This window comes from Salipiger sp. ABN3_019 (assembly GCF_056158605.1).
This window is the reverse complement of sequence record NZ_JBSWTP010000010.1, coordinates 21,589-42,681: the sequence shown is the minus strand read 5'-3', so window position 1 is coordinate 42,681 and position 21,093 is coordinate 21,589. Positions and strand designations below refer to the sequence as shown.

Below are 21,093 nucleotides of genomic sequence, written 5' to 3'. Positions count from 1 at the left end.
GACAATAGCACTCGAGTAAATTCCCTTGGCGCCGGCTGCAATGGCCGATCGCGCCAAAGAAAGGACCCCTATGACGCCTCGTCTCAGGCATCCGCGCAATATCCGGGCCGGATGGCTCCCGGCATTGTTTCTGGCTCTCGTGCCGCTGCTGACGCTTTTGGCGCTGCCGGTGCAGGCCGAGATCCGGGTGACGGATATCGCTGGGCGCGAAGTGGTTCTGGACGCGCCCGCGAAACGCATTGTGCTGGGCGAGGGGCGGCATCTTGCGGTGTTGGGGATGCTGCATGATGATCCGGTGTCGCTGGTCGCCGGCTGGCGGCAGGACAAGGGGCTCGACCCGGCCACCTATGACGCCTATCTCGCCAAGTTTCCGGCGCTGAAGGATGTGGCGCCGGTGGGGGCGGGCAACCGGCTGCTCTCGGTCGAGAGCACCATCGCGCTGATGCCCGATCTGGTGCTGCTGAGCGTGATGGATGCGGACGCGCCGCAGATGGAAATGCCGCTGCGCCAGCTTCAGGCGGCGGGCATCCCCGTGGCCTTTGTCGATTTCTTCACCGCGCCGCTCGAGAATACGCTGCCCAGCCTGCGGCTGATCGGCACGCTGACCGGGGCCGAGGCGCGGGCCGAGGAGTTCGCCGCCTTCTACGAGGAGCATCTGTCCGCGATCCGCGCAAAGCTGAAGGCCGCCCAGCCCGAGCCGCCGCGCGTCTTCATCCATGTGCACGCCGCGCCGACCAATTGCTGCGCCACCGTTGGGCCGGGCGTGTTCGACGAGTTCGTCGAGGCGGCGGGCGGCTACAACATCGGCCGCGACAGCGTGCCGGGGGTGATGGGCAACGTCGGGCTCGAGAATTTGCTGGCGGCTGACCCGGATGTCTATCTCGCCACCGGCGGCGCCCATATGCAGGCGCGCGGCGGGCTGGTGCTGGGCGCTGGCATCGACGAAGGCACCGCGCAGGCAAGCTTTGCGCAGCTGCTCGCAGCGCCCGGCTTTGCCGATCTGCGCGCGGTCTCCGAAGGGCACGCCATCGGCATCTGGCATCTGTTCAACGACTTCCCCGCCCATATCGCGCTCATCGAGGCGCTGGCCAAACGCTTCCACCCAGAGCTTTTCGCCGATCTCGACCCCAAGGCCACCATGGCCGAATTCGAAGCGCGGTTCTCGCCCGTCGATATGACCGGAAGCTATTGGATCGAAAGCGAATGACCGCGATCGAGACCATTCTGGCCGAACAGTCCCGGCGCAGCCAGCGGCGGGTTCTGTTGGTCGTGCTGCTGGGTCTGGGGGCGCTGGCCTCGGTGCTGCTCGATCTGGTGTCGGGCCCCTCTGGCCTGCCGCTCGATCAGGTGCTGCGCGCGCTGACCGGACTGGGCGAGGTGCCCAAGGCGGCGGAGGTGATCGTCTGGCAGGTGCGCCTGCCGGTGGCGGTCATGGCGCTGCTGGTGGGCGCGGCGCTGTCGCTCTCGGGGGCGGAGATGCAGACCGTGCTCGACAACCCGCTGGCCGAGCCCTTCACGCTGGGCATTTCGGCGTCTGCGGCGCTTGGCGCAGGGGTCGCCATCGTGCTCGGCCTCGCGATCCCCGGCATTCCGGCGCTCTGGGCCGTCTCGGGCAACGCCTTCCTCTTTGCGCTGCTGGCGCTGGGGCTGCTGCAACTGGCCTCGGCCCTGCGCGGCGGCGGCTCCGAGGTGGTGATCCTGCTCGGCATCGCGGTCAATTTCACCGCCGCAGCGCTGCTGGCGCTGGTACAATTCGTCGCCTCCCCCGATGCGCTGCAGCAACTGGTGTTCTGGACCATGGGCAGCCTCGTCAACGCGCGATGGGAGGGCATCGCGGTGCTGGCGCTGGTGCTGGGCGCCTGCCTGCCGTTCTCGCTGGCCGCCTCTTGGCGGCTGACGGCGCTGCGGCTTGGCAATGATCAGGCGCAGGGCTTTGGCCTCGACGTGGCGCACCTGCGGCGCTGGACGCTGGTGCGGGTGAGCCTGCTGGCCGCCGCTTCGGTCTCGATGGTCGGGGTGATCGGCTTCGTCGGCCTTGCCGGGCCGCATATCGCGCGCATGGCGGTGGGCGAGGATCATCGCTTCCTGCTGCCTGCGAGCCTCTTCACCGGGGCGCTGCTGATGTCGCTGGCCTCGGTCGCCTCGAAACTGCTGGTGCCGGGCATCCTGCTGCCGGTGGGCATCGTGACCTCGCTGGTCGGCCTGCCGGTGTTCTTCGCCCTCGTACTGCGGAAGGACATGCGATGAGCCTCGAGATCAAGGGCCTTTCGGTGGCGCGCGGCGCGCGCAAGGTGATCGACGGGCTGACGCTGCCGCCCTTCGCCAGAAGCGAGTTCGCGGTGATCGCCGGGCCCAACGCTGCCGGCAAGTCCACGCTGCTGCGGGCCATCGCCGGGCTGCTGCCTTCGAGCGGCGAGATCACGCTGGAAGGGCAAGCGCTGCACGGTCTTTCCCGCGCCGAACAGGCCAAGCGCGTCGGCTTCATGCCGCAGACGTTGGAAAGCCGCTCGGCGCTTTCGGTGCTCGACAGCCTGATGGTTGCGATGAACGCCGGCGGCGGGCTGACCGGGCGCACGTTGCGCGGCCCGGCGGCGGCGCGCCACGCGCTGGAGGTGCTAAAGCGTTTCGGGCTGGCCGATCTGGCGATGCGCCCGATGGCGGCGCTCTCGGGCGGGCAGCGGCAGGCCGTGGGTCTGGCGCAGGCGATGATCCGCGATCCGCAGCTTCTGCTGCTCGATGAGCCGACCTCGGCGCTCGATCTGGCGCGGCAATTCCACCTGCTGTCGGAGGCGCGCAAGCTGGCGCGCGAGGGGCGCATCGTGATCGCGGTGCTGCACGATCTGGCGCTGGCGGCGCAATGGGCCGACCGGGTGGTGCTGCTGGAGGGCGGCGCGCTGCACGCGGCGGGCGCGCCTTCGGAGGTGCTGACGCCGGACAGCCTGTCGCGGGTCTACGGCATCGACGCACGGGTCGAACGCTGCTCGGAAGGGCGCGTCATGGTGATGGTAGACGGGCTCTCGGGCCCCTAAATTTCTCGGAGATATTAGACACATGCAATTGCTCGACAGTGAAACGCGCTATGGCGCCATCTCGCGGCTGCTGCACTGGGCGCTGGCGGCGCTGATCCTCTGGCAGTTCCTCGGCATGGGATTGAAGCTGCTCTTTGGACGCAACGGGTTCACCGGATTTTTCGTCGGCACGCACCAGAGCGTGGGCTTCGTGATCTTCCTGCTGGTGGTGCTGCGGGTGGTCTGGGCGATCCTGAGCCGCAAGCGCCGCCCGTCGCATGGCGAGGGGCCGCTGGGCAAGGCGGCAGCGGCCGGGCATGGGGTGCTCTACCTGCTGATGCTGGCGATCCCGACGCTGGCGCTGCTGCGGGCATGGGGCGGCACCCGCGGCTTTGCCCCTTTTGGGACGCAGATTTTCGCCCCGCGCGAGGCGGAACTGGCTTGGGCCACGGCGCCGGGCAACCTGCTGCACGGCGAGCTTGGCTGGATCATGGGCGTGGTGATCGCCGGTCACATCGCCATGGTCGCGCTGCACGAAGGGCTGTGGCGTGATGGCACGCTGCGCCGCATGGCGGGCCGCGGCTGAGACCTGGCGCGGGGCGCCGCCACATGGCGATGCCCCGCGCGGCACCTCAAAGCTCGGCCGCCTCGGCTTCAAGCCGTTCCAGCACCGGCGTCTTGACCCGCCATTCGCTGTACCATGCGTCGACGGCACCGCCGAAATAGCTGCGGTCCACCGATCGAACCGGGAAACCTGCCTCCTCGATCTTCGCGCGGTAGATCGCGTCGATTTCCTCGTAGGTCGCGCGCAGCTCTTCCAGCGTCTGTGCCACCGCGCCGTCGATCAGCGCGCGCTCCTTATCTGACAGCGTCGCCCATCGCCGCCCAGACCCCACGGCGATCATCGGGAAGATCATGTGATCCGAGGCCAGCATCTCGGAGGCATGTTCGAAATAGCGGCTGTTCCAAGTGCCTTCGAAGTCGATCTGCATGCCGTCGATCTGGCCGTTGGCCAGCGCATCGTAAAGCGCGGGCAGCGGCAGCGGCGTCGGCGCGGCCCCGACGCGGCGCCAGAAGTCCAGTTCCTGCGCCAGAGGCACGGTGCGGATCTTGCGTCCCTGCAGCGCCGCCCCGGTCGGAGCCGGGTTGCGCAGCAGCACCTGCCGCATCCCCGCCATGCCAAAGCCCAGCCCGACCAGCCCCAGCCGCCCGGCCTTGGCCAGCAGTTCCTGCGCCGTGGCGCCAGCCAGCAAGCGCCGCGCCTGACCCATGTCGCGCACCAGATAGGGCGCGGTGAGCGCGCCGAACTGCGCGTTGCGGTTCGACAGCTCGCCCAGCGTCAGGAAGGCCATATCAAGCGCGCCTGCCTGCAATTGCTGCAGCATCTGCGCCTCGCTGCCGAGCTGACCCGCCGCATGTACCGACAGCGCAATCCGCCCGCCGCTGGCCTCTGCCAGCCGCGCGGCCAGCGCCTCGGCGCTCTTGCTCCACTGGTGGCTCGGCGGGGTGATCAGCCCGATGCGCAGCGTGCCGGGACCGGCCAGCGCTGGCAGGGCAGGGGCGGCGCTCAGCGCGCTGCCCGCGATGACGGTTTTCACGAACGTACGACGGTCCATGGGGGGTCCTCCTAGATGGTCAGCAGCGGCCATATCGACACGGCGATCAACACCGCGAAAGCGGCTGCGAGAAAGGGCATCAGCCGCGCGGCGATGCGTCCGGCGGGCTCGCCCGAAAGGCTCGCCGCCGCGAAGAGCCCGGCGCCGACGGGCGGCGTCAGCAGGCCAAGCGACAGGTTCATGCAGATCACCAGCCCCAGATGCACCGGATCGAGCCCGTATTGCCCGGTGCCCAGCGGCAGCAGCACCGGCACCGTCAGCAGCAGCGCCGGGATCGGGTCCATCACCATGCCCACACCGAGCAGCAGCAGGTTCAGCAGCAGTAGGAACACAAGCGGGCTCTCGGTGCTGGCGGAAAGCCAGCTGCCCAGTTGCGCCGGGATGCCCGCATAGGCCAGCACCCACGCCAGAAGCTGCGCGCAGGCCACCAGAAACAGCACCACCGCCGCCCCAAGCGCCGCGCGTGTGAACAGCCCCGGCAGATCCGAAAGGGTGATCTCGCGGTAGACAAAAAGCCCCAGCCCCAATGCCAGCAGCGCCGCCAGCCCGCCAGCTTCGGTCGGTGTGGCAATCCCGCAGAGGATCGAGACCACGACAAAGAGCGGGATCAGCAGCGCCGGCAGCGCCTCGCGCAGCACCCGCGCCCTTTCATTGTTCCCCAAATACGCAGCTTCGACCTCGCCAGAGGCGGCACCGTCAGTCGCTCCTCCCGGCCATGGCACACGCCGCGCCCGCCAGTAGATCACGCCGAAGAACGCCAGCCCCATCAGCGCGCCGGGGACCAGCCCGGCGACAAAGAGATCGCCAATGGGCACCTGCGCGATCACCCCGTAGAGGATGAACAGCATCGACGGCGGTATCACCGGGGCCAGCATCGCACCCGCGGCGGTCAGCGCCACGGCATCGGCGCGCGGATAGCCCGCGCGGACCATCTGCGGCACCGCCATACGGCTCATCACCGTCAGCTGGGCGACGGTCGAGCCAAGGATCGCGGCAAGCATGACGTTGGCGATAAGGCTCACATAGGCCAGACCGCCGCGCACCGGCCCGACCAGCAGCCCCGCCAGCGCGATCAGTCGCCGTCCCGAGCCGCCCGCGTTCATCGCCTCGCCCAGCAGAATGAAGAGCGGCAGCGCCAGCAGGCCATAGCTTTCGATCCCGGCGACGAATTGCTGCGGCAGGCTGGCAAAAAGGATCATGTCGCCGCGCAGGATGATCAGCAGCACCGCGCTCAGCGCCAGCGCCGCCGCGATCGGCACGGCAAGGGTCAGCATCCCGGCAAAGGCAAAGACGGGGATCATTGCGGGGTCTCTCCGCGCAGGTCCATGGCCAGCAGCAGCGCGGCGTGCAGCGTGCCGCCGAGGGTGAAGAGCGGCAGCACCAGCCAGATCCAGATCTTGCGGATGCCCAGCGTCTGCGTCGGTTCGAGGTAAAGAAAGTTGAAGCTCGCATCCGCCAGCGCCTGCGCCGAACCGGCGGCGCGCAGCCCCGGCAGGTCGAACCAGCGCCAGACCACAAGCCCGAGCCCGGCAAAGCCTGCCAGCAGCAGCGCATCCACCAGCACCCGCAGGGCTGCGGTGCCGCAGCGGCCAAGGCGCTCGGGCAGGAAGGTCAGCGCCATATGTCCGCGGCGGCCAAACAGCGCCGCAGCGCCGAGAAAGCCCGACCAGACCATCGCAGCCACCGCCGCCTCATCGGCCCAGATCAGCGGCGTGCCAAGGCTGCGCGCCACAGCGCCAGCACAGCTGATCATCAGCACCGCCGCGAGCATGAGCCCCGCGAGCCCCGCTTCGATCTGGGCCAGACGCGCGTTCATCGTGGCAAGACGCGGCGGGCGGTCGGCGCGGCTGGAAGAAAGGGTTTGGGCGAGGGGCATCAGGGCTCGGGTCGGCAATCATCAAAAGAAACGCGCGGGCGTATCGCGGCGTATCGCGCGCATAGATGAGCGTTTCAATCAAGTTTCGCCTTTGCGGCAGCCTGATTGCGGCAATCCCGGTCAAGTTGTGGTGAACCGGTGACAAATCCCCGCGCGCCGCAGGCCAATTTCCACGGCCTTAGGGCGCAAACACTTCGGCGGCAAGCGCCCGGGCCAGATCCGCATCCACCGGCGCACCATTGAGCAGCCGGTACCAGAAAGCGCCGTGGATCATCTGCGACAGGATCAGCGGATCGCGCCCTGCGGCAAGCTCGCCGCGCGCTTGCGCCCGGCGCAGCAGGTCGGTGACGATCGCTTCGCGGGGTGCCACAAACCGCGTGTGCAGCGCCGTGCGGAACCCGTCGTCTTCCTGAGCGGCGGCGATCAGGGCGCAGAGCGTGTCGCCATCCTCGGTGAGATGCGCGAAGACCTGCGCGAGGAAGGCTTCGAGCTGCGCGGCAGAGCTGCTGGACTCGTCCGAAGCCGGGAAAGCGACATTGCGCCCGGCTTCTTCGAACACCGCGTCGAGCACCAGATCGGCCTTGGTGTTCCAGCGATTGTAAAGCGTCTGTCGCGCCACCCCGGCGGCTTGGGCAATAGCGGCGATCGACATCTTCGCATAGCCGCGTTCCCGCACGAGGCGCAGCGCCGCCGCCTTCAACGCGCGGCCCGCTTCCTCGTCGCGCGGTCTGCCGCCCTGCCTTGCCTCATCCGACATGCACATACTCCTGTCTGCAGCCGCACAGAACGACTGCATTGATTTATGGACTTCAGTCTACTAAGTGCTTTCTAGACTCAAGTCCATTATTCAGCCCGCGCCGGAGCGGGCGTTCATAACAGATCGGAAAATTCGCCATGCAGCAACCGCAGCCCGCAAGCTCTCCACCCATTTCGCTCAGCCAAGGCCGCCGCACCGCGATCACCGCGACGCTGGCGCTGCTGTCGATCTTTCCGCCGCTTGCGACCGACATGTATCTTGCCGCCATGGGCGATATCGCCGAAGCCTTCGGCACCAGCCATTCCACCATCGAACTGTCGCTGTCGCTGTTCTTTCTCGGGCTCTGCCTTGGTCAGCTGGTGATGGGGCCACTGCTTGATGCCTATGGGCGCAAGGGTCCGCTGCTGGCGGGCGTCGCGCTCTTCTCGGGCTGTTCGGTGGCGCTGCTCATGGTCGAGGACATCGCGCTCTTCAACGCGCTGCGGTTGCTGCAGGCGGTGGGGGCCTGCGCGGGCATGGTGGTGGGCCGCGCGGTGGTCAACGATCTTTACGAGGGGCGGCAGGCGGCCAAGGCGATGACCGTTCTGGTGATGCTGATGACCCTCGGGCCGATCGTGTCGCCGACGCTGGGCAGCCTGCTGCTCGAAGGCTTTGGCTGGCGTTCGATCTTCGTGGCGATGGTGCTGGTGGGTCTGCTGGCCCTTGCACTCTCGGTGCTGGTGATCCCCGAAACGCTGCCGCGCGAGCGCCGGGTCTCTGCGCCGTTCCGCAGCGCCGCGCGCACCGCGGGCCACCTGCTGTCGCGGCGCGAGTTTGTCGTCCCGGCTGTGGTCGCGGCGCTGATCCAAGGCGGCATGTTCGCCTTCATCACCGGCTCGTCGGGCGTGTTTCAGGGCGTCTTCGGGCTCAGCTCGCTGTCCTACGGCCTGCTCTTTGCGGCGATTGCGGCGGCGCTGTTCCTGTCGGGTCAGCTCAACAACAAGCTGCTCGACCGGTTCGACCCGGCCCGCATCATGGCGGCGGGACTGCCGGTCTACGCGCTGGCGGGGCTGGCGCTGGTCGTGCTGTCGGGCACCGAGGCGCTGTGGGTCTTCGTGGCACCGCTGTGGCTGGCGATCGGCATGGTCGGCCTGCTGAGCGCCAACGCCATGGCGATCACCATGGGCGCGGCGCGCGAGGGCGCGGGCATCGGCTCGGCGCTGCTTGGGGCGATCCAGTTCGGGCTGGCCTTCTCGGTGTCGTCCTGCGTGGCGCTCGGGGGCAGCGGGACGCCCCTGCCGATGGCGCTGGGGCTGCTGGTGCCCGCGTCGCTGGCGTGGCTGCTGTGGACGGTCGGGCGCCGGGGGCAGGGTGCCGAGGCGGAGTTGGCCGAGGCCTGAGCGCTTACGCGTTTGGTCTGGGCCGGTCCCGGCTCAGACCTTTTCTGCCCGCGCGGCCAGCGCCGAGACAAGCGCGGCGACCTGTCCCGCGTTGTCCTTGGCCGGGCTGCCATCGGGGCGCTCGATGTTGTTCTCAAAGCCGATCCGCATGCCGCCGCCCAGTTCGGCCGCGCGCAGCAGGCAGGCCTCTTCGGTGCGCCCGAAGGCGCAGACGGCCCATTGCACGCCCTGTGGCAGCGCCTCCGCCGCGCGCAGGAAACCATCGAGGTCTTCGGGCTGGGCCAGTGTCGGCGGCGCGTAGCGGCCAAGGACGAAGAGCACCTGCCGGGGCGACGGGATCAGCCCCTCGGTTGCCAGATGCGCCAACCGCGTCACCTGTTCGGGGGCATAAAGGATGTGCTGAAGGGCGATGCCCTCGGCGTCGGTCTCTGCATAGAAGCGCTGCGCCTCGGCGTCGGGGCCGGGGTCGGGCCACATCTCGCGCAGGGCGACCGAGACACCCTCGGGCCTCAGCGCGCGCACCATAGCGCGCTGCGCCTCGGGGGCGTAGAGCCCGACCGCCTCGGTGGTGATCTGAACTGGCATCTCGGGGACCGCGCGCGCCATCTCTGCCAGCAGTTCGCGGTAGAGCCCGGCGTCGAGTAAGTGCTTGGCCTCGGCGTCGCGCACATGGGCGTGCAGCGCCTCTGCACCGGCGGCGAAAGCGCTCCGCGCCGCCCCGACGATCTGCGGGATCGTCTCGGGCAGGGCAGGGTGGCCCGCGCGCGTGCGGCGCGCGCCGTTGGGGGCCAGCATGATGCGCGGCAGATGTGCCAATCGGCTCATGCGGCGATGGCCCGGTCGATGGCGCGCGAGAGCTTGCCCACCAACTCGCCGATCTGCTCTTCGGAGATGATGAAGGGCGGTGCCAGCAGCACGTGATCGCCATGCTTGCCGTCGAGCGTGCCGCCCGCCGGATAGCAGATCAGCCCCTCTTCCATGGCGAATTTCTTAACCTTGCCGTTGATCTTTAACGACGGATCGAAGGGGGTCTTGCTGGCACGGTCCTCGACCAGTTCGACGCCGCGGAAGAGGCCGCGCCCACGGATGTCGCCCACATGCGGATGCTGGCCGAGTGCCTCGGTCAGCGCCGCCTGTAGAGAGGCGCCCCGGCTGCGCACTTGCGTCAGCAGATCACGCTCCAGAATGGCGGTGAGCACCGCGCGCCCGGCAGCGGCGGCAAGCGGGTGGCCGTGGTAGGTGTGGCCGTGCTGGAACGCGCCGGAGCCTTCGGCGATGGCATTATAGATGGCCGAGGTGCAGAGCATTGCCCCGATCGGCATGTAGCCCGCACCAAGGCCCTTGGCGATGGTCACGATGTCGGGCGAGACGCCATCGTGCTCGCAGGCAAACAGCGTGCCGGTGCGGCCCATGCCGCACATCACCTCGTCGAGGATCAGCAGCACGCCGTGGCGGTCGCAGATCTCGCGGATGCGCTTGAAATACCCCTCGACCGCCGGAACCGCGCCCGCCGTGGCACCCACCACCGGCTCGGCGATGAAGGCCATGACCAACTCCGCCCCGAGGCGCTGGATCTCCGCCTCCAGCTCGTCGGCGGCGCGCAGCCCGTAGGCCTCGGCGCTCTCGCCGTCTTCGCGCAGGCGGTACTCATAGCAGGGCGCGATATGCGAGGTTTCGACCAGCAGCGGCGCGTATTTCTCGCGGCGCCATGCGTTGCCCCCGGCGGCCAGCGCCCCGAGCGTGTTGCCGTGATAGCTCTGGCGGCGGGCGATCACCCGGTGCCGCTGCGGCTGGCCGGTCTCGAGGAAATACTGCCGCGCGAGCTTGATCGCCGCCTCGACCGCTTCCGAGCCGCCCGACAGCAGGTAGACCTTGTCGATCCCCTGCGGCGCGTTCTGGATCAGCAGATCGGCCAGCCCTTCGGCGGGCTCGGAGGTGAAAAAGCCGGTGTGGGCAAAGGCCAGCTGGTCGAGCTGCGCATGGATCGCGGCTCTCACGTCCGGGTCGGAATGCCCGAGGCAGGACACCGCCGCGCCGCCCGAGCCGTCGAGATAGGCGCGGCCCTCCGCGTCGTGGATATAGCATCCCTCGCCGCGCACCGCCAAAGGCAGCTGCGCGTTCGAGCGTCCGAAGACATGTCCCATTGAAGTTCTCCGGTTATTCGCCGCGCACGACGAAGACAGATTGTTTGGCATGGCGGACCACCCGGGCGGCGTTCGGCCCCAGCAGGTAGTCCGCAAGTTCGGGGGTGTGCGAGGCCAGCACGATGGCATCGACCGAGAGCTTGTCGGCGGCGCGCAGGATCTCGTCGTAGATGCGCCCGTGCAGCACATGCGGATGCACGATGACGCTGTCGGGGACGTTCTCATTCACCCAAGTCTTCAGCTTTTCGCCGACCTCTTGCAGGGCCCCTTTCTCGAAGCCCTCCTTGAAGAAGCCGCTAACCACCGACATGCCGAAATCGGGCAGCACGGTCACCACATGCAGCACCACGCCCTCGCCGCCGAGCTGCAACGCGGTGGGCAGCGCCTTGGTCCAACTGGTGGGGGCCGAGAGATCGACGGGCAGAAGGATCGTCTTATACATGGCTTCGCTCCTCAGAAGGCCGGCTTGGTCTGGCGACGGCGTTGCATCAGGATGACCAGCCCCAGCAGCAGCAGCGCGGGGATGTAAAAGATCTGTGCGGGCAGACGATCCTGCGGCACGAGAACCGAGGCGAGGGTGACCGGCGTATCGGCGTAGAAGTCGAAGTTTGCCAGTTTCTCGGCGGTGGGCGTGCCGAACATCGGCTCGTCAAGCTTCACAACATCGCCCTCGGGGAAGAGCATCAGGCCGGAATTGTCGATCCGCTCCTGCGCGCTGTCGCCATGGGCGTCCATGACCAGCGTGGTCGAGGCGGTCTCGCCGGTGTTGAAGTCCGGCCCTGCGATTTCCAGCCGGATGCGGCTGCCCTCGGGCAGATCGGCCAGCACCTGCTCGAACTGCGCGGGGGGCACATTCTCGAACGGGCTCTGCACCCAGTTCAGCCAGACGTTGGGCACGAAGAGGGTGAAGGCGACCAGCAGCAGCGCCGCGCTTTCCCAAATGCGCGAACGGGCAAGGAAATAGCCCTGCGTCGCGGCGGCGAAGAGCAGCATGGCGAAGGTCGCCACCACGAAGACGAAGGCCGCGTGGAGGATACCCGAGGCGGTGCCGAGGTCGACGCCATAGAGGATCAGCGTGGGATTGAAGATGAACAGGAAGGGCAGCGCGACGGTCCGCAGCGAGTAGAAGAAGGCGGTAAAGCCGGTCTTGATCGGATCGCCTCCCGACACGGCGGCGGCGGCGAAGGAGGCAAGACCCACGGGCGGCGTCACATCGGCCATGATGCCGAAGTAAAACACGAAGAGATGCGCCGCGATCAGCGGAACAATCAGCCCTTCTTGCGCGCCAAGCGAGACCACCACATTGGCCATCAGCGACGAGACCACGATGTAGTTGGCGGTGGTCGGCAGGCCCATGCCAAGGATCAGCGAGAAGAGACCCACGAGGATCAGCATGATGATCAGGCTGCCGCCCGAAAGCTGCTCGACGAGGCCCGCAAGCTCGGTGCCGATGGGGGTCTTGGTGACGGTGGCGACGATGATGCCCGCCGCCGCCGTGGCGACGCCGATGCCGATCATGTTGCGCGCCCCGGCGATGAGCCCCTCGATCAGATCGCCAAAGCCCGCCTTGAACTCGGCCGCCAGATGCGCGCCTTCGCCGCGGAACACCGCCTTCAGCGGGCGCTGGGTGATGATGATCAGCAGCATCAGCGCGGTGGCGTAGAAGGCCGATTTCGCCGGGCTCTGACGTTCGACCATCAGGAACCACACCAGCACCACTATGGGCAGGATGTAGTGCAGGCCGGTGGCATAGACCTCGCCCACCGTGGGCAGCTTGATTGACGGGTTGTTCGGATCGTCCACCTCGAGATCGGGGCGGCGCGCGGCGATGGCCACCAGCCAGAGGTAGAGGCCAGCCAGCACCAGCATCATGATCGGCCCGGCCAGCGCGGGCATCGCGCCCTTCAGGGCGCCGACGACGTAGATCAGCGCGGTGAACCCGGCACCGGCGACGGCAAAGCCGATGAAGAACTTGAGGATCATCCCGGCAAAGGACTTGGCCTCGCCAAGCGCGGTCATGTCCTTTTTCAGCGCCTCAAGGTGCACGATGTAGACCAGCGCGATGTAAGAGATCACCGCCGGGATGAAGGCGTGTTTGATCACCTCGACGTAAGAGATGCCGATGAACTCGACCATCAGGAAGGCGGCGGCGCCCATCACCGGCGGCATGATCTGGCCATTGACCGAAGAGGCGACTTCGACCGAGCCGGCCTGCTCGTTGGAAAAGCCGACGCGCTTCATCAGCGGGATGGTGAAGGTGCCGGTGGTCACCACGTTGGCGATCGACGAGCCCGAGATCAGGCCGGTCATCGCCGAGCCCACCACCGCGGCTTTGGCCGGGCCGCCGCGCAGGTGGCCGAGCCCGGCAAAGGCCAGCTTGATGAAGTAGTTGCCCGCGCCCGCCTTATCGAGCAGCGAGCCGAACAGCACGAAGAGGAAGACGAAGGCGGTCGAAACCCCCAGCGGAATGCCAAAGACGCCCGCGGTGTCGAGCCATTGCGCGTTGATCAGCGCGGTGAACGACAGGCCCTCGTGCTCGATCAGTTCGGGGATCAGCCAGCCGGTGCCCATGTAGGCGTACAGCAGGAACAGCGCGCCGACGATGGTCAGCGCCGGTCCCAGCGCGCGGCGGCTGGCTTCGAGCAGGATCAGCAGGCCGACCGCGCCGATGATCACCTGCAGCTGCGTCGGCAGGCCGGAGCGGGCGGTCATCGCGAGGTGGTCGGAGAAGAGAAAGACGTAGAAGGCGCAGAAGCCGCCCACCGCCATCAGCAGCCAGTCAGTCAGCGGCACGCGGTCGCGCGGTGAGGACTTGAGCGCCGGATATGCGAGGAAGGCCAGAAGAATGGCGAAGGTGAGGTGAATGGGCCTGGTCTGCGACGAGTTCAGCGCGGGCAGGATGTCGGCGAACCAAAGCTGCGGCTGCGCGATCCAAAGCTGGAACAGCGACCACGCCAGCGCCAGCCCGGCGATCAGCATCGCGACGTAGCGGTTGCTCGGCGCGCGCGCGCCACTGTCCGTGCTGGCAACGAGGTCCTGAAGCTCCTCGTCGCTGAACTGGCGTCCGCCCTGCTGTGGATTGTCGCTCATGCTGAGGCCCCTCTGATGCCGTCTTCCGGTAAGGCCCGGGCGCTGCTCTGAGCGCCCGGGCCGACTGTCTTTGCGAAAGCTGTGCCGATCTTACTCGATCAGGCCAGCTTCCTTGAAATAGCGCTCGGCACCGGCGTGCAGCGGCGCCGACAGACCGGCAGACGCCATTTCTTTGGGGTCGAGGTTGGCGAAGGCCGGGTGCAGGCCGCGGAACTGGTCGATGTTCTCGAACACGGCTTTCACCACTTCGTAGACCACATCTTCCGGAACGTCTTCGGAGCTGACGAAGGTCGCGCCAACACCGAAGGTGTGGGTGTCTTCGTCATTGCCGCGATACATGCCGCCGGGGATGGTGGCGGTGCGGTAGAAGGGGTTCTCGGAGACAAGCTCATCAACCGCTTCGCCCGACACTTCGACCAGCACCGAGTCGCAGGCGGTGGTGGCTTCCTGAATCGAGCCCGACGGGTGGCCGACGGTGTAGACCATCGCGTCGATGTTGTTGTCGCAGAGCGCCTGCGACTGCTCGGCCGCCTGCAGCTCGGAGGCCACGGCGAAATCGTCCATCGTCCAGCCCAGCTTGCCCATCAGCACTTCCATCGTGCCGCGCTGGCCCGAACCGGGGTTGCCGACATTCACGCGCTTGCCCTTGAGGTCCTCAAAGGTCTCGATGCCCGCATCGGCGCGGGCGACCACGGTGAAAGGCTCGGGGTGCACCGAGAAGACCGCGCGCAGGCCTTCGAAGGCGCCGGTTTCCTCAAAGCGCGAGGTGCCGTTGTAAGCGTGGTACTGCCAGTCGGACTGGGCGACGCCGAATTCCAGCTCGCCGCCACGGATGGCGTTGATGTTGAACACCGAGCCGCCGGTCGACTCCACGCCGCAGCGGATGCCGTGCTCGGAGCGGCCACGGTTCACAAGACGGCAGATCGCGCCGCCGGTGGGGTAATAGACGCCGGTGACGCCGCCGGTCCCGATCGAAATGAAGGTCTGGTCCTGCGCGGCGGCTGCGCCTGCGCCAAAGGCCGTTGCGGCAGCGACAAGGGCGCCGATCAGCGGTTTGGTCATGTTGAATGTCTCCCTGAGTTTGTCCGAGATTCGGATCTCACGTGTCAGTGAAACATTTCATTCCCCCCGGTCAAGCAAAACAAAACATTTGTATCGTTTTGCCAATACCGTTTACCTAGGACGGAATTCTGCCGGGTAAAGCCTTGGGGAGACTGCTCTGACAACGTCCCTATCCCTCGATGAACTTGCGGGCGCGCTGCGACGGCTCGGAGAGTCCGGCGCGCCGCGCGTGGCGGCCTTGGCCCGCTGGGCTGCGGAGCAACCCGAAGAGATCGCGCTGAACTCGGTGCGCGGGCTGGCCGATCGGTCCGGGGCGAATGCAAACACGGTTGTGCGCCTGTCGCAGGCGCTGGGATTTTCCGGCTATGAGGCCTGCCGCAACGCCTTTCAGGATGCGCTGCGCCGGGGCGGCGATCTTTATGGCCCCCGCGCCGGGGCGCTCTCGGGGCATGATGCCGCGTCGGTTCTGGATGCCATCCACGAGTTGGGCCATCGCAATCTCGACAGCGCCTTTACAGAGAAGAACTGCGCCGCGATCGAGGCGGCGGCCGCCCTGATGCTGAACGCGCGGCAGGTGCATGTCTTCGGGGTGCGCAGTTGCTACGCCATCGCCGACTATCTTGGCTATGTCGCCCGCATGGCCTTTGACAATATCGCGCCGCGCGCCTCCGCGCCCGGCGATATCCGCGACCGGATCGCGCTCGCGGGTCCGGCGGATGTGGTGCTGTCGATCTCCTTCCGGCACTACTCGGTCGAGACCATCGCCGCGCATGAACTGGCCCTTCGGCAAGGCGCGCGGACCATCGCCATCACCGATACCACGGACAGTCCGCTGGCCCATGGCGCCGATGTGGTGCTGATGCCGCAGATGCATGGGCCGCAGCCGCTACCGAGCATGCTGGGCAGTTTCGCCATGGCCGAGGCCATCGTGGCGGCGATGATCGTGCAGTCAGACGGGGCGCTCTCGCATATCACCCGCTTCGAGCAGGGGCTGCACGAAGCGGGGGCGTATCGGTAGGCTGACTGGGACAGCGCGCAATCGCGCCCGGAATCAAGGCGAAGCCGCCGGGCGAGCGCCAGCCCGCCCGGACGGGCCGGCGCCCGCCCGGCTCGCGTTCCGTCCTCACTCCCGCGCCAGCGCCACCACCGGGTCGAGCTTCGAGGCCGAGCGCGCGGGCAGATAGCCGAACACCACGCCGATCAGCGTTGCCGAGCCGAAGGCCGCCGCCACGGTCGCGCCGGAGTAGACCATCCGCATCGAGGGGGCCACGACGCCCATCAGCGCGCCGAAGCCGAAGGCCAGAACCACCCCCAGCGCGCCGCCGATTAGGCACACCAGAACGGCCTCGATCAGAAACTGCGCGGTGATGTCCGACTGCCGCGCGCCCACCGCCTTGCGGATGCCGATCTCGCGCGTGCGTTCGGTGACCGAGACCAGCATGATGTTCATCACCCCGATGCCGCCGACGAAGAGCGAGATCAGCGCGATGGCCGAGATCAGCCATGTGAGCGTCTGCGAGGTGCTCTGGATCGTCTCGCGGATCGTGTCGGTGTTGGTCAGGAAGAAATCCACCGTGCCGTGGCGCTGGCTGAGGATCGCGGTGATCTCCTGCTCGGCCTGATCCATGTCGTAATCATCGACCACCTGCACCGAGATGGAATCCACCGTCTCGCCACCGGTGATCCGCGCCATGGCGGTGGTGTAGGGGGTGAAGACCTTGATCGACTGCGGGCCAAAGCTGGCACCCGAGGCCTCCACCACGCCGATCACCTGCAGCGGCACGCGGCCGATCATCACGCGTTGGCCAAGCGGGCTTTCGGTGCCAAAGAAGGTTTCGGCGGCGTCGCTGTCCAGCACCGCCACCTGCGCGCGCGCCCTAAGGTCGGCCTCGGTGAATGTCGCGCCCTCGGCCACCGAGTAGGCGCCCAGTTGGAAATAGCCCGCCGAGACGCCCTTGACCGAGGCCGAGGCGCTGGTGCCCGCGTGGATCACCGTGGCGGTGGTCGAGACCTCGGGCGAGACCGAGGCGGCGAAGGCGCGCCCGTCCAGCGCATCCGCATCGCCGCCGACCAGCGTGTCGACGCGGTTGGCGCGGCGGTCGCCGAAGCCGGTACCGGGGCGGATGTCGATGGTCGAGGTGCCGATCGACGAGATATTCTCCAGCACCTTCTGCTGGCTGCCGTTGCCAAGCGCCACCACCGAGACCACCGAGGTGATGCCGATGATGATCCCGAGCATGGTCAGGAACGAGCGCAGCTTGTGCGAGGCCATGGACTTCAGCGCCATGCGCGTCGCCTCGCGCAGCCGGTCGGCCAGCGCGCCAAGACCCGAAGCGGCGGGGTGATCCGTTTCCACGCGAGCGGGTGCGTTGTGCGGGCGCTTGCGGGTGTCGGCGGTGATCTCGCCATCGGAGATCTCGATCACCCGGTCGGCGGCCTCGGCGATCTGCGGGTCGTGGGTGACGAGGATCACCGTGTGCCCCTCGGCATGAAGCTCGCGCAGAAGTCCCATCAGCTCGGCCCCCGAGGCGCTGTCGAGCGCGCCGGTGGGCTCGTCGGCAAGGATCACCTCGCCGCCGTTGATCAGCGCGCGCGCCACCGAGACCCGCTGCTGCTGGCCGCCCGAGAGCGCGCCGGGCTTGTTGCCGAGCCGCTCGCCAAGGCCCAGCCGAGTGAGCAGCGCCTTGGCCCGCTCGCGCCGCGCCTTGCGCGCCGCGCCGCGGTAGACGGCGGGGATCTCGACGTTGCCCACCGCATCTAGCTCGGCCATCAGCTGATAACGCTGGAAGATGAAGCCGAAGTGGTCGCGGCGCAGCTCGGCCAGATCGAGATCGCTCAGTTGCTGCACATCGCGCCCGTCGAAACGGTAGCTGCCTGTGGTGGGTCGGTCGAGGCAGCCGAGGATGTTCATCAGCGTCGACTTGCCCGATCCGGACTGGCCGATGATCGCGACCATCTCGCCCGCCTCGATGCAAAGGTCGATGCCGCGCAGCACGCGCACGGTCTGCTCGCCTGCGGTGAAGGACCGCTCGATATCGGAAAGCTCTATGAGTGCCATGATGCGCTCCTCAAAGGCCCATCATCGGCGGCGGGCCGCCCCGGCCACCCGGCCCGCGACCGCTGTCCTGCGCGCCGCCTGGCGGTGCGGGCGGGGCGGAAGAGATCACCTCGTCCCCCGGCTCCAGCCCGGCGGCGACCTCGAACGAGGTGGCGCCCTTCAGCCCGACCTCGATCACCTGCCGCTTGGGGCGACCGTCCGCGCCCAGCACGTCGAGCATGGTGCGCCCGTCGGGGCCGGCGTCGGGCAGCAGCGCCAGCGGCAGCGTCGGCACATCCTCGGCGCGGCCAAGGAAGATTGTCACATCCGCCGACATGCCGATCCGCAGCAGCCGGTCGGCGTTCTCGACGGTAAAGCGGGCGTTGTAATAGATCGCGCTGTCGGTATCGATCTCGTCGTCATCCTCGATCGACGAGGGCGCGGGTTCGACAGAGGCGAGTTCTGCCCGATAGGTCAGATCCGGCGCGCCGAGCAGGGTGAATTCCACCTCTTGGCCCGGCTTCACGTTCACCACATCGGCCTCGGAGATCTCGGCCTTCACCTCCATCTGGTCAAGCTGCGCGAGTTTGACGATGGTCGGTGCCTCCTGCGAGGCGTTCACCGTGGTGCCCTCGCCGTTGACCACCGCCACCACTGTGCCATCGATCGGCGCGGTGATCTTGGTGCGCTCGAGATCAAGCTCGGCGGTCGACACCTCGATCTCGGCGCGCGCCTGCTGTGCGTTCAGCGATTGCAGGTTGGCTTTGTTCATCGCCAGCGTCGCCTCGGCGGCTTCGAGGTCGGATGTGGCCGACAGACGCTTCGCGCTCAATCCCTGCTGACGTTCGAGGTCCAGTTCGGACTGACGGATCTCGGCCTGTTTGGCCTCGATCTCCGCCTCGATCTGCGCCAGATCGGCCTTGGCTTGCGCCACGGCGTTCTGTTGCTCCAGCGAGTTGATGCGCGCGATAAGATCGCCCTGCGCCACCTCGTCACCGACCGCAACCGCCAGTTCCTCGATCAGCCCCGAGGTGCGGGCACCCACCGAAACGAGGTTCTCGGCCTCGATCAGCCCGGTGGCCAGAACGGTGCTTTCGACCGTGCCCGTCGAGACGGCGACGGTCTGCGGCCCGGTCTCGGCGGGGGCGGCGCTGCGGTCCAAATAGGCCCAGCCCGCCCCTGCGCCAGCAAGGGCGAGCAGGGCGATGATTACGGCTGTTTTGCGCAAACTCATGGGCTGCTCCGAATTGCTTTCAGAGGGTTACACGGGGACCGCCGCAGCTTCCGTCGCAAAAACTTTGCCTTTGGATGTGCCTTTGGATTTGCCGGTGGAAACGCGCGGGGGGACCATGGAACGAAAAAAGGCGCCCGGTCTGCGGGCGCCTCGTAGACTGCAGTCTATTTATTGTCGGCAGCGGGGTGGTTCAATGGCCGCCCCCGCGCGCTTTGTGCATGGCTGCCCTGCGCCGCAGGGCAAGGGGTCAGAAGCCGAGCGCCATGCCGTCCTTGCGCGTGTCCGACCCGCCCGAGAGCAGCCCGGTCTCCTCGCTGATGCGGATCGCCTGACTGCCGCCGATGGGGCTGTCCATGACCTTGAGCTTGTGGCCACGGGCTTCGAGCTCGGCGCGCGCCTCTTCCGACACGCTCGGCTCGATCTGCAACTCATCGCCGAAGGCGAAGCTGCGCGGCGCGTCCATCGCCGCCTGCAGGTCCAGCCCGAGATCGAGCACGCCGGACAAGAAGGCCGCGTGGCCCGCCGCCTGATATTGCCCGCCCATCACGCCGAAGGGCATCACCGCCACGCCGTCCTTGCAGAGCATGCCGGGGATGATCGTGTGCATCGGGCGCTTGTGCGGGGCGATGGCGTTCGGGTGCCCCTCGATCAGCCGGAAGGACGCGCCGCGCGAGTGGAACAGCACGCCGGTCTCGGGGTCGAGGCGGGTCGAGCCGAAGCCGTGGAAGATCGAGTTGATGAAGGAGATCGCGTTGCCCTCGGCATCGACCACCGACAGATAGATCGTGTCCTTGTGCTCGGGCTCGTCCCAAAGCGCGGGCGGCATGGCGCGGCCCATGTCGATACGCGCGGCGAGCGTGTCGATGACCTCATCCGACAGCAGGGTTTCCACCACGCCCTCGCAATGCGCCGGATCGGCGATCAGCGCGTCGCGGTGGTGGTAGGCCAGCTTGGTGGCCTCGGCGTGCAGGTGGATGCGGTCGGCCTCTGACATCTCGGCGGCCATGTCGAATTTCGACAGGATGCGCAGGATCAGCAGAGCCGCGAGCCCCTGCCCGTTGGGCGGGCACTCGACCACGTCATAACCGCCGTAGGGGGCCGAGATCGGATCGGTCCAGAACGCCTGATCGGTGCCGTCGTGGAAATCCTGGGTCGTGTGCAGCCCGCCCAGCGATTGCAGATGCGCGGCCATCCTCGCGGCGGTCTCGCCCTGATAGAAGCCCGCCGCGCCCTTCTCGGCAATCTCGCGCAGGCGGTCCGCCAGCAGCGGCTGCGCGTGGCGCTCGCCCGCCAGCGGGGCGCGCCCGCCAGGCAGGAAGACCTTGGCGGCGTGCTCGTCCTTGCCGACCAGTTCGGCATTTTCGGCCCAGTCCTGCGCCACGCGCGGGGTCACCGCATAGCCGTTTTCCGCATAGCCGATGGCCCGCTCGAAGAGCTTCGCCAGCGGCATCGAGCCGTGGTCCTCATGCAGGCGGCACCATGCCGAGATCGCGCCGGGGATGGTCACCGAATGCGGGCTGGTCTGGGGGATCTCATCGCCGAGGCCCGCGTCCTTCAGCGCCGCGACGGTGGCGGCGGCGGGCGCGCGGCCCGAGCCGTTCAGCGCCTTCACCGCGCCGCCCTTCGGTGCATAGAGCGCAAAGCAATCGCCGCCGATGCCGGTCATCAGCGGATCCACCACGCATTGCACCGCGACGGCGGCGATTGCTGCATCGACCGCATTGCCACCCGCCGAGAGAACCTCGAGGCCAGCGGCGGTGGACAGCGGATGCGAAGTGGCGATCATCGCCTGCGAGGCCAGCGTGCTGGGGCGTCGTGCGGAAAAGAAGTCGAACATGCGTGGGTCGTCCTGTCGGTGATAAAAGGTGCCGAGTGTTTTTCCGTGAGTGA

At 67.7% G+C, this 21,093-nt stretch carries 18 protein-coding genes; 6 read left to right on the top strand and 12 right to left on the bottom strand.

Features of this window, described 5'->3' with window-relative positions:
- Window positions 1–124: 124 nt before the first annotated feature.
- Genes ACXAD2_RS22255 through ACXAD2_RS22240 form a run of 4 tightly spaced genes read left to right on the top strand, consistent with a single transcriptional unit; the run spans window position 125 to window position 3,594 of the window.
- Window positions 125–1,207, top strand: a complete 1,083-nt coding sequence (locus ACXAD2_RS22255; protein ID WP_475175138.1) for an ABC transporter substrate-binding protein — start codon at window positions 125–127, stop codon at window positions 1,205–1,207.
- A complete protein-coding gene (locus ACXAD2_RS22250) occupies window positions 1,204–2,247 on the top strand; it encodes a FecCD family ABC transporter permease (RefSeq protein WP_475175135.1) in 1,044 nt (347 codons plus the stop codon). The genes ACXAD2_RS22255 and ACXAD2_RS22250 overlap by 4 nt, the downstream gene beginning before the upstream one ends.
- Complete coding sequence (locus ACXAD2_RS22245; protein ID WP_475175133.1) at window positions 2,244–3,029, top strand: ABC transporter ATP-binding protein; 786 nt, start codon at window positions 2,244–2,246, stop codon at window positions 3,027–3,029. Before ACXAD2_RS22250 ends, ACXAD2_RS22245 begins: the two co-directional genes overlap by 4 nt.
- A 22-nt stretch (window positions 3,030–3,051) precedes the next feature.
- Window positions 3,052–3,594 carry a cytochrome b gene (locus ACXAD2_RS22240; RefSeq protein ID WP_475175130.1) on the top strand — a complete coding sequence of 181 codons (543 nt, stop codon included), beginning with the start codon at window positions 3,052–3,054 and terminating at the stop codon, window positions 3,592–3,594.
- 46 nt (window positions 3,595–3,640) lie between these two features.
- Here ACXAD2_RS22240 and ACXAD2_RS22235 read toward each other — a convergent pair whose 3' ends face one another.
- The 4 genes from ACXAD2_RS22235 to ACXAD2_RS22220 form a co-directional block, all read right to left on the bottom strand.
- Window positions 3,641–4,624, bottom strand: coding sequence for a TRAP transporter substrate-binding protein (locus ACXAD2_RS22235; protein ID WP_475175128.1), 984 nt, complete (start codon window positions 4,622–4,624; stop codon window positions 3,641–3,643).
- A gap of 11 nt (window positions 4,625–4,635) precedes the next feature.
- Window positions 4,636–5,925 (bottom strand): TRAP transporter large permease, encoded by a 1,290-nt coding sequence (locus ACXAD2_RS22230; RefSeq protein ID WP_475175125.1) that lies wholly within the window; start codon window positions 5,923–5,925, stop codon window positions 4,636–4,638.
- A complete protein-coding gene (locus ACXAD2_RS22225; RefSeq protein ID WP_475175122.1) occupies window positions 5,922–6,500 on the bottom strand; it encodes a TRAP transporter small permease in 579 nt (192 codons plus the stop codon). Before ACXAD2_RS22225 ends, ACXAD2_RS22230 begins: the two co-directional genes overlap by 4 nt.
- Window positions 6,501–6,678: 178 nt before the next feature.
- Window positions 6,679–7,257, bottom strand: coding sequence for a TetR/AcrR family transcriptional regulator (locus ACXAD2_RS22220; RefSeq protein ID WP_475175119.1), 579 nt, complete (start codon window positions 7,255–7,257; stop codon window positions 6,679–6,681).
- A 137-nt stretch (window positions 7,258–7,394) separates the two neighbouring features.
- Between ACXAD2_RS22220 and ACXAD2_RS22215 the strand changes: the two genes are divergently transcribed.
- Window positions 7,395–8,636, top strand: coding sequence for a multidrug effflux MFS transporter (locus ACXAD2_RS22215; RefSeq protein WP_475175116.1), 1,242 nt, complete (start codon window positions 7,395–7,397; stop codon window positions 8,634–8,636).
- 33 nt (window positions 8,637–8,669) lie between these two features.
- Here the strand turns inward: ACXAD2_RS22215 and ACXAD2_RS22210 are convergent, their stop codons facing one another.
- From ACXAD2_RS22210 to ACXAD2_RS22190, 5 genes are all read right to left on the bottom strand, one after another.
- A complete protein-coding gene (locus ACXAD2_RS22210; RefSeq protein WP_475175114.1) occupies window positions 8,670–9,461 on the bottom strand; it encodes a beta-keto acid cleavage family enzyme in 792 nt (263 codons plus the stop codon).
- A complete protein-coding gene (locus ACXAD2_RS22205; protein ID WP_475175112.1) occupies window positions 9,458–10,780 on the bottom strand; it encodes an aspartate aminotransferase family protein in 1,323 nt (440 codons plus the stop codon). The genes ACXAD2_RS22210 and ACXAD2_RS22205 overlap by 4 nt, the downstream gene beginning before the upstream one ends.
- Window positions 10,781–10,793: 13 nt before the next feature.
- On the bottom strand, window positions 10,794–11,222 hold the full coding sequence (locus tag ACXAD2_RS22200) for a universal stress protein (protein WP_475175109.1): 429 nt from the start codon (window positions 11,220–11,222) through the stop codon (window positions 10,794–10,796).
- Window positions 11,223–11,233: 11 nt separating this feature from the next.
- The gene (locus ACXAD2_RS22195) at window positions 11,234–13,870 is read right to left on the bottom strand and encodes a TRAP transporter permease (protein ID WP_475175107.1); all 2,637 of its coding nucleotides are present in this window, start codon (window positions 13,868–13,870) and stop codon (window positions 11,234–11,236) included.
- Between the two features lie 90 nt (window positions 13,871–13,960).
- Window positions 13,961–14,932: a TAXI family TRAP transporter solute-binding subunit gene (locus ACXAD2_RS22190; RefSeq protein ID WP_066108140.1), complete on the bottom strand. Its 972-nt coding sequence runs from the start codon at window positions 14,930–14,932 to the stop codon at window positions 13,961–13,963.
- Between the two features lie 229 nt (window positions 14,933–15,161).
- Between ACXAD2_RS22190 and ACXAD2_RS22185 the strand changes: the two genes are divergently transcribed.
- Entirely contained in the window at window positions 15,162–15,950 is a 789-nt protein-coding gene (locus ACXAD2_RS22185; RefSeq protein ID WP_475175105.1) for a MurR/RpiR family transcriptional regulator, read from the top strand.
- Window positions 15,951–16,055: 105 nt separating this feature from the next.
- Here the strand turns inward: ACXAD2_RS22185 and ACXAD2_RS22180 are convergent, their stop codons facing one another.
- The 3 genes from ACXAD2_RS22180 to ggt form a co-directional block, all read right to left on the bottom strand.
- A complete protein-coding gene (locus tag ACXAD2_RS22180) occupies window positions 16,056–17,990 on the bottom strand; it encodes a MacB family efflux pump subunit (RefSeq protein ID WP_475175102.1) in 1,935 nt (644 codons plus the stop codon).
- Window positions 17,991–18,000: 10 nt separating this feature from the next.
- Window positions 18,001–19,203: an efflux RND transporter periplasmic adaptor subunit gene (locus ACXAD2_RS22175; RefSeq protein ID WP_475175100.1), complete on the bottom strand. Its 1,203-nt coding sequence runs from the start codon at window positions 19,201–19,203 to the stop codon at window positions 18,001–18,003.
- Between the two features lie 247 nt (window positions 19,204–19,450).
- On the bottom strand, window positions 19,451–21,040 hold the full coding sequence (gene ggt / locus ACXAD2_RS22170; protein ID WP_475175097.1) for a gamma-glutamyltransferase: 1,590 nt from the start codon (window positions 21,038–21,040) through the stop codon (window positions 19,451–19,453).
- Window positions 21,041–21,093 lie beyond the last annotated feature (53 nt).

Coding starts and splice junctions, on each gene's coding strand:
- ACXAD2_RS22205 (WP_475175112.1), bottom strand. CDS start 10,780: ATGGGACATGTCTTCGGACGCTCGAACGCGCAGCTGCCTTTGGCGGTG.
- ACXAD2_RS22240 (WP_475175130.1), top strand. CDS start 3,052: ATGCAATTGCTCGACAGTGAAACGCGCTATGGCGCCATCTCGCGGCTG.
- ACXAD2_RS22200 (WP_475175109.1), bottom strand. CDS start 11,222: ATGTATAAGACGATCCTTCTGCCCGTCGATCTCTCGGCCCCCACCAGT.
- ACXAD2_RS22190 (WP_066108140.1), bottom strand. CDS start 14,932: ATGACCAAACCGCTGATCGGCGCCCTTGTCGCTGCCGCAACGGCCTTT.
- ACXAD2_RS22215 (WP_475175116.1), top strand. CDS start 7,395: ATGCAGCAACCGCAGCCCGCAAGCTCTCCACCCATTTCGCTCAGCCAA.
- ACXAD2_RS22235 (WP_475175128.1), bottom strand. CDS start 4,624: ATGGACCGTCGTACGTTCGTGAAAACCGTCATCGCGGGCAGCGCGCTG.
- ACXAD2_RS22225 (WP_475175122.1), bottom strand. CDS start 6,500: ATGCCCCTCGCCCAAACCCTTTCTTCCAGCCGCGCCGACCGCCCGCCG.
- ACXAD2_RS22195 (WP_475175107.1), bottom strand. CDS start 13,870: ATGAGCGACAATCCACAGCAGGGCGGACGCCAGTTCAGCGACGAGGAG.
- ACXAD2_RS22175 (WP_475175100.1), bottom strand. CDS start 19,203: ATGAGTTTGCGCAAAACAGCCGTAATCATCGCCCTGCTCGCCCTTGCT.
- ACXAD2_RS22180 (WP_475175102.1), bottom strand. CDS start 17,990: ATGGCACTCATAGAGCTTTCCGATATCGAGCGGTCCTTCACCGCAGGC.
- ggt (WP_475175097.1), bottom strand. CDS start 21,040: ATGTTCGACTTCTTTTCCGCACGACGCCCCAGCACGCTGGCCTCGCAG.
- ACXAD2_RS22250 (WP_475175135.1), top strand. CDS start 1,204: ATGACCGCGATCGAGACCATTCTGGCCGAACAGTCCCGGCGCAGCCAG.
- ACXAD2_RS22210 (WP_475175114.1), bottom strand. CDS start 9,461: ATGAGCCGATTGGCACATCTGCCGCGCATCATGCTGGCCCCCAACGGC.
- ACXAD2_RS22220 (WP_475175119.1), bottom strand. CDS start 7,257: ATGTCGGATGAGGCAAGGCAGGGCGGCAGACCGCGCGACGAGGAAGCG.
- ACXAD2_RS22230 (WP_475175125.1), bottom strand. CDS start 5,925: ATGATCCCCGTCTTTGCCTTTGCCGGGATGCTGACCCTTGCCGTGCCG.
- ACXAD2_RS22245 (WP_475175133.1), top strand. CDS start 2,244: ATGAGCCTCGAGATCAAGGGCCTTTCGGTGGCGCGCGGCGCGCGCAAG.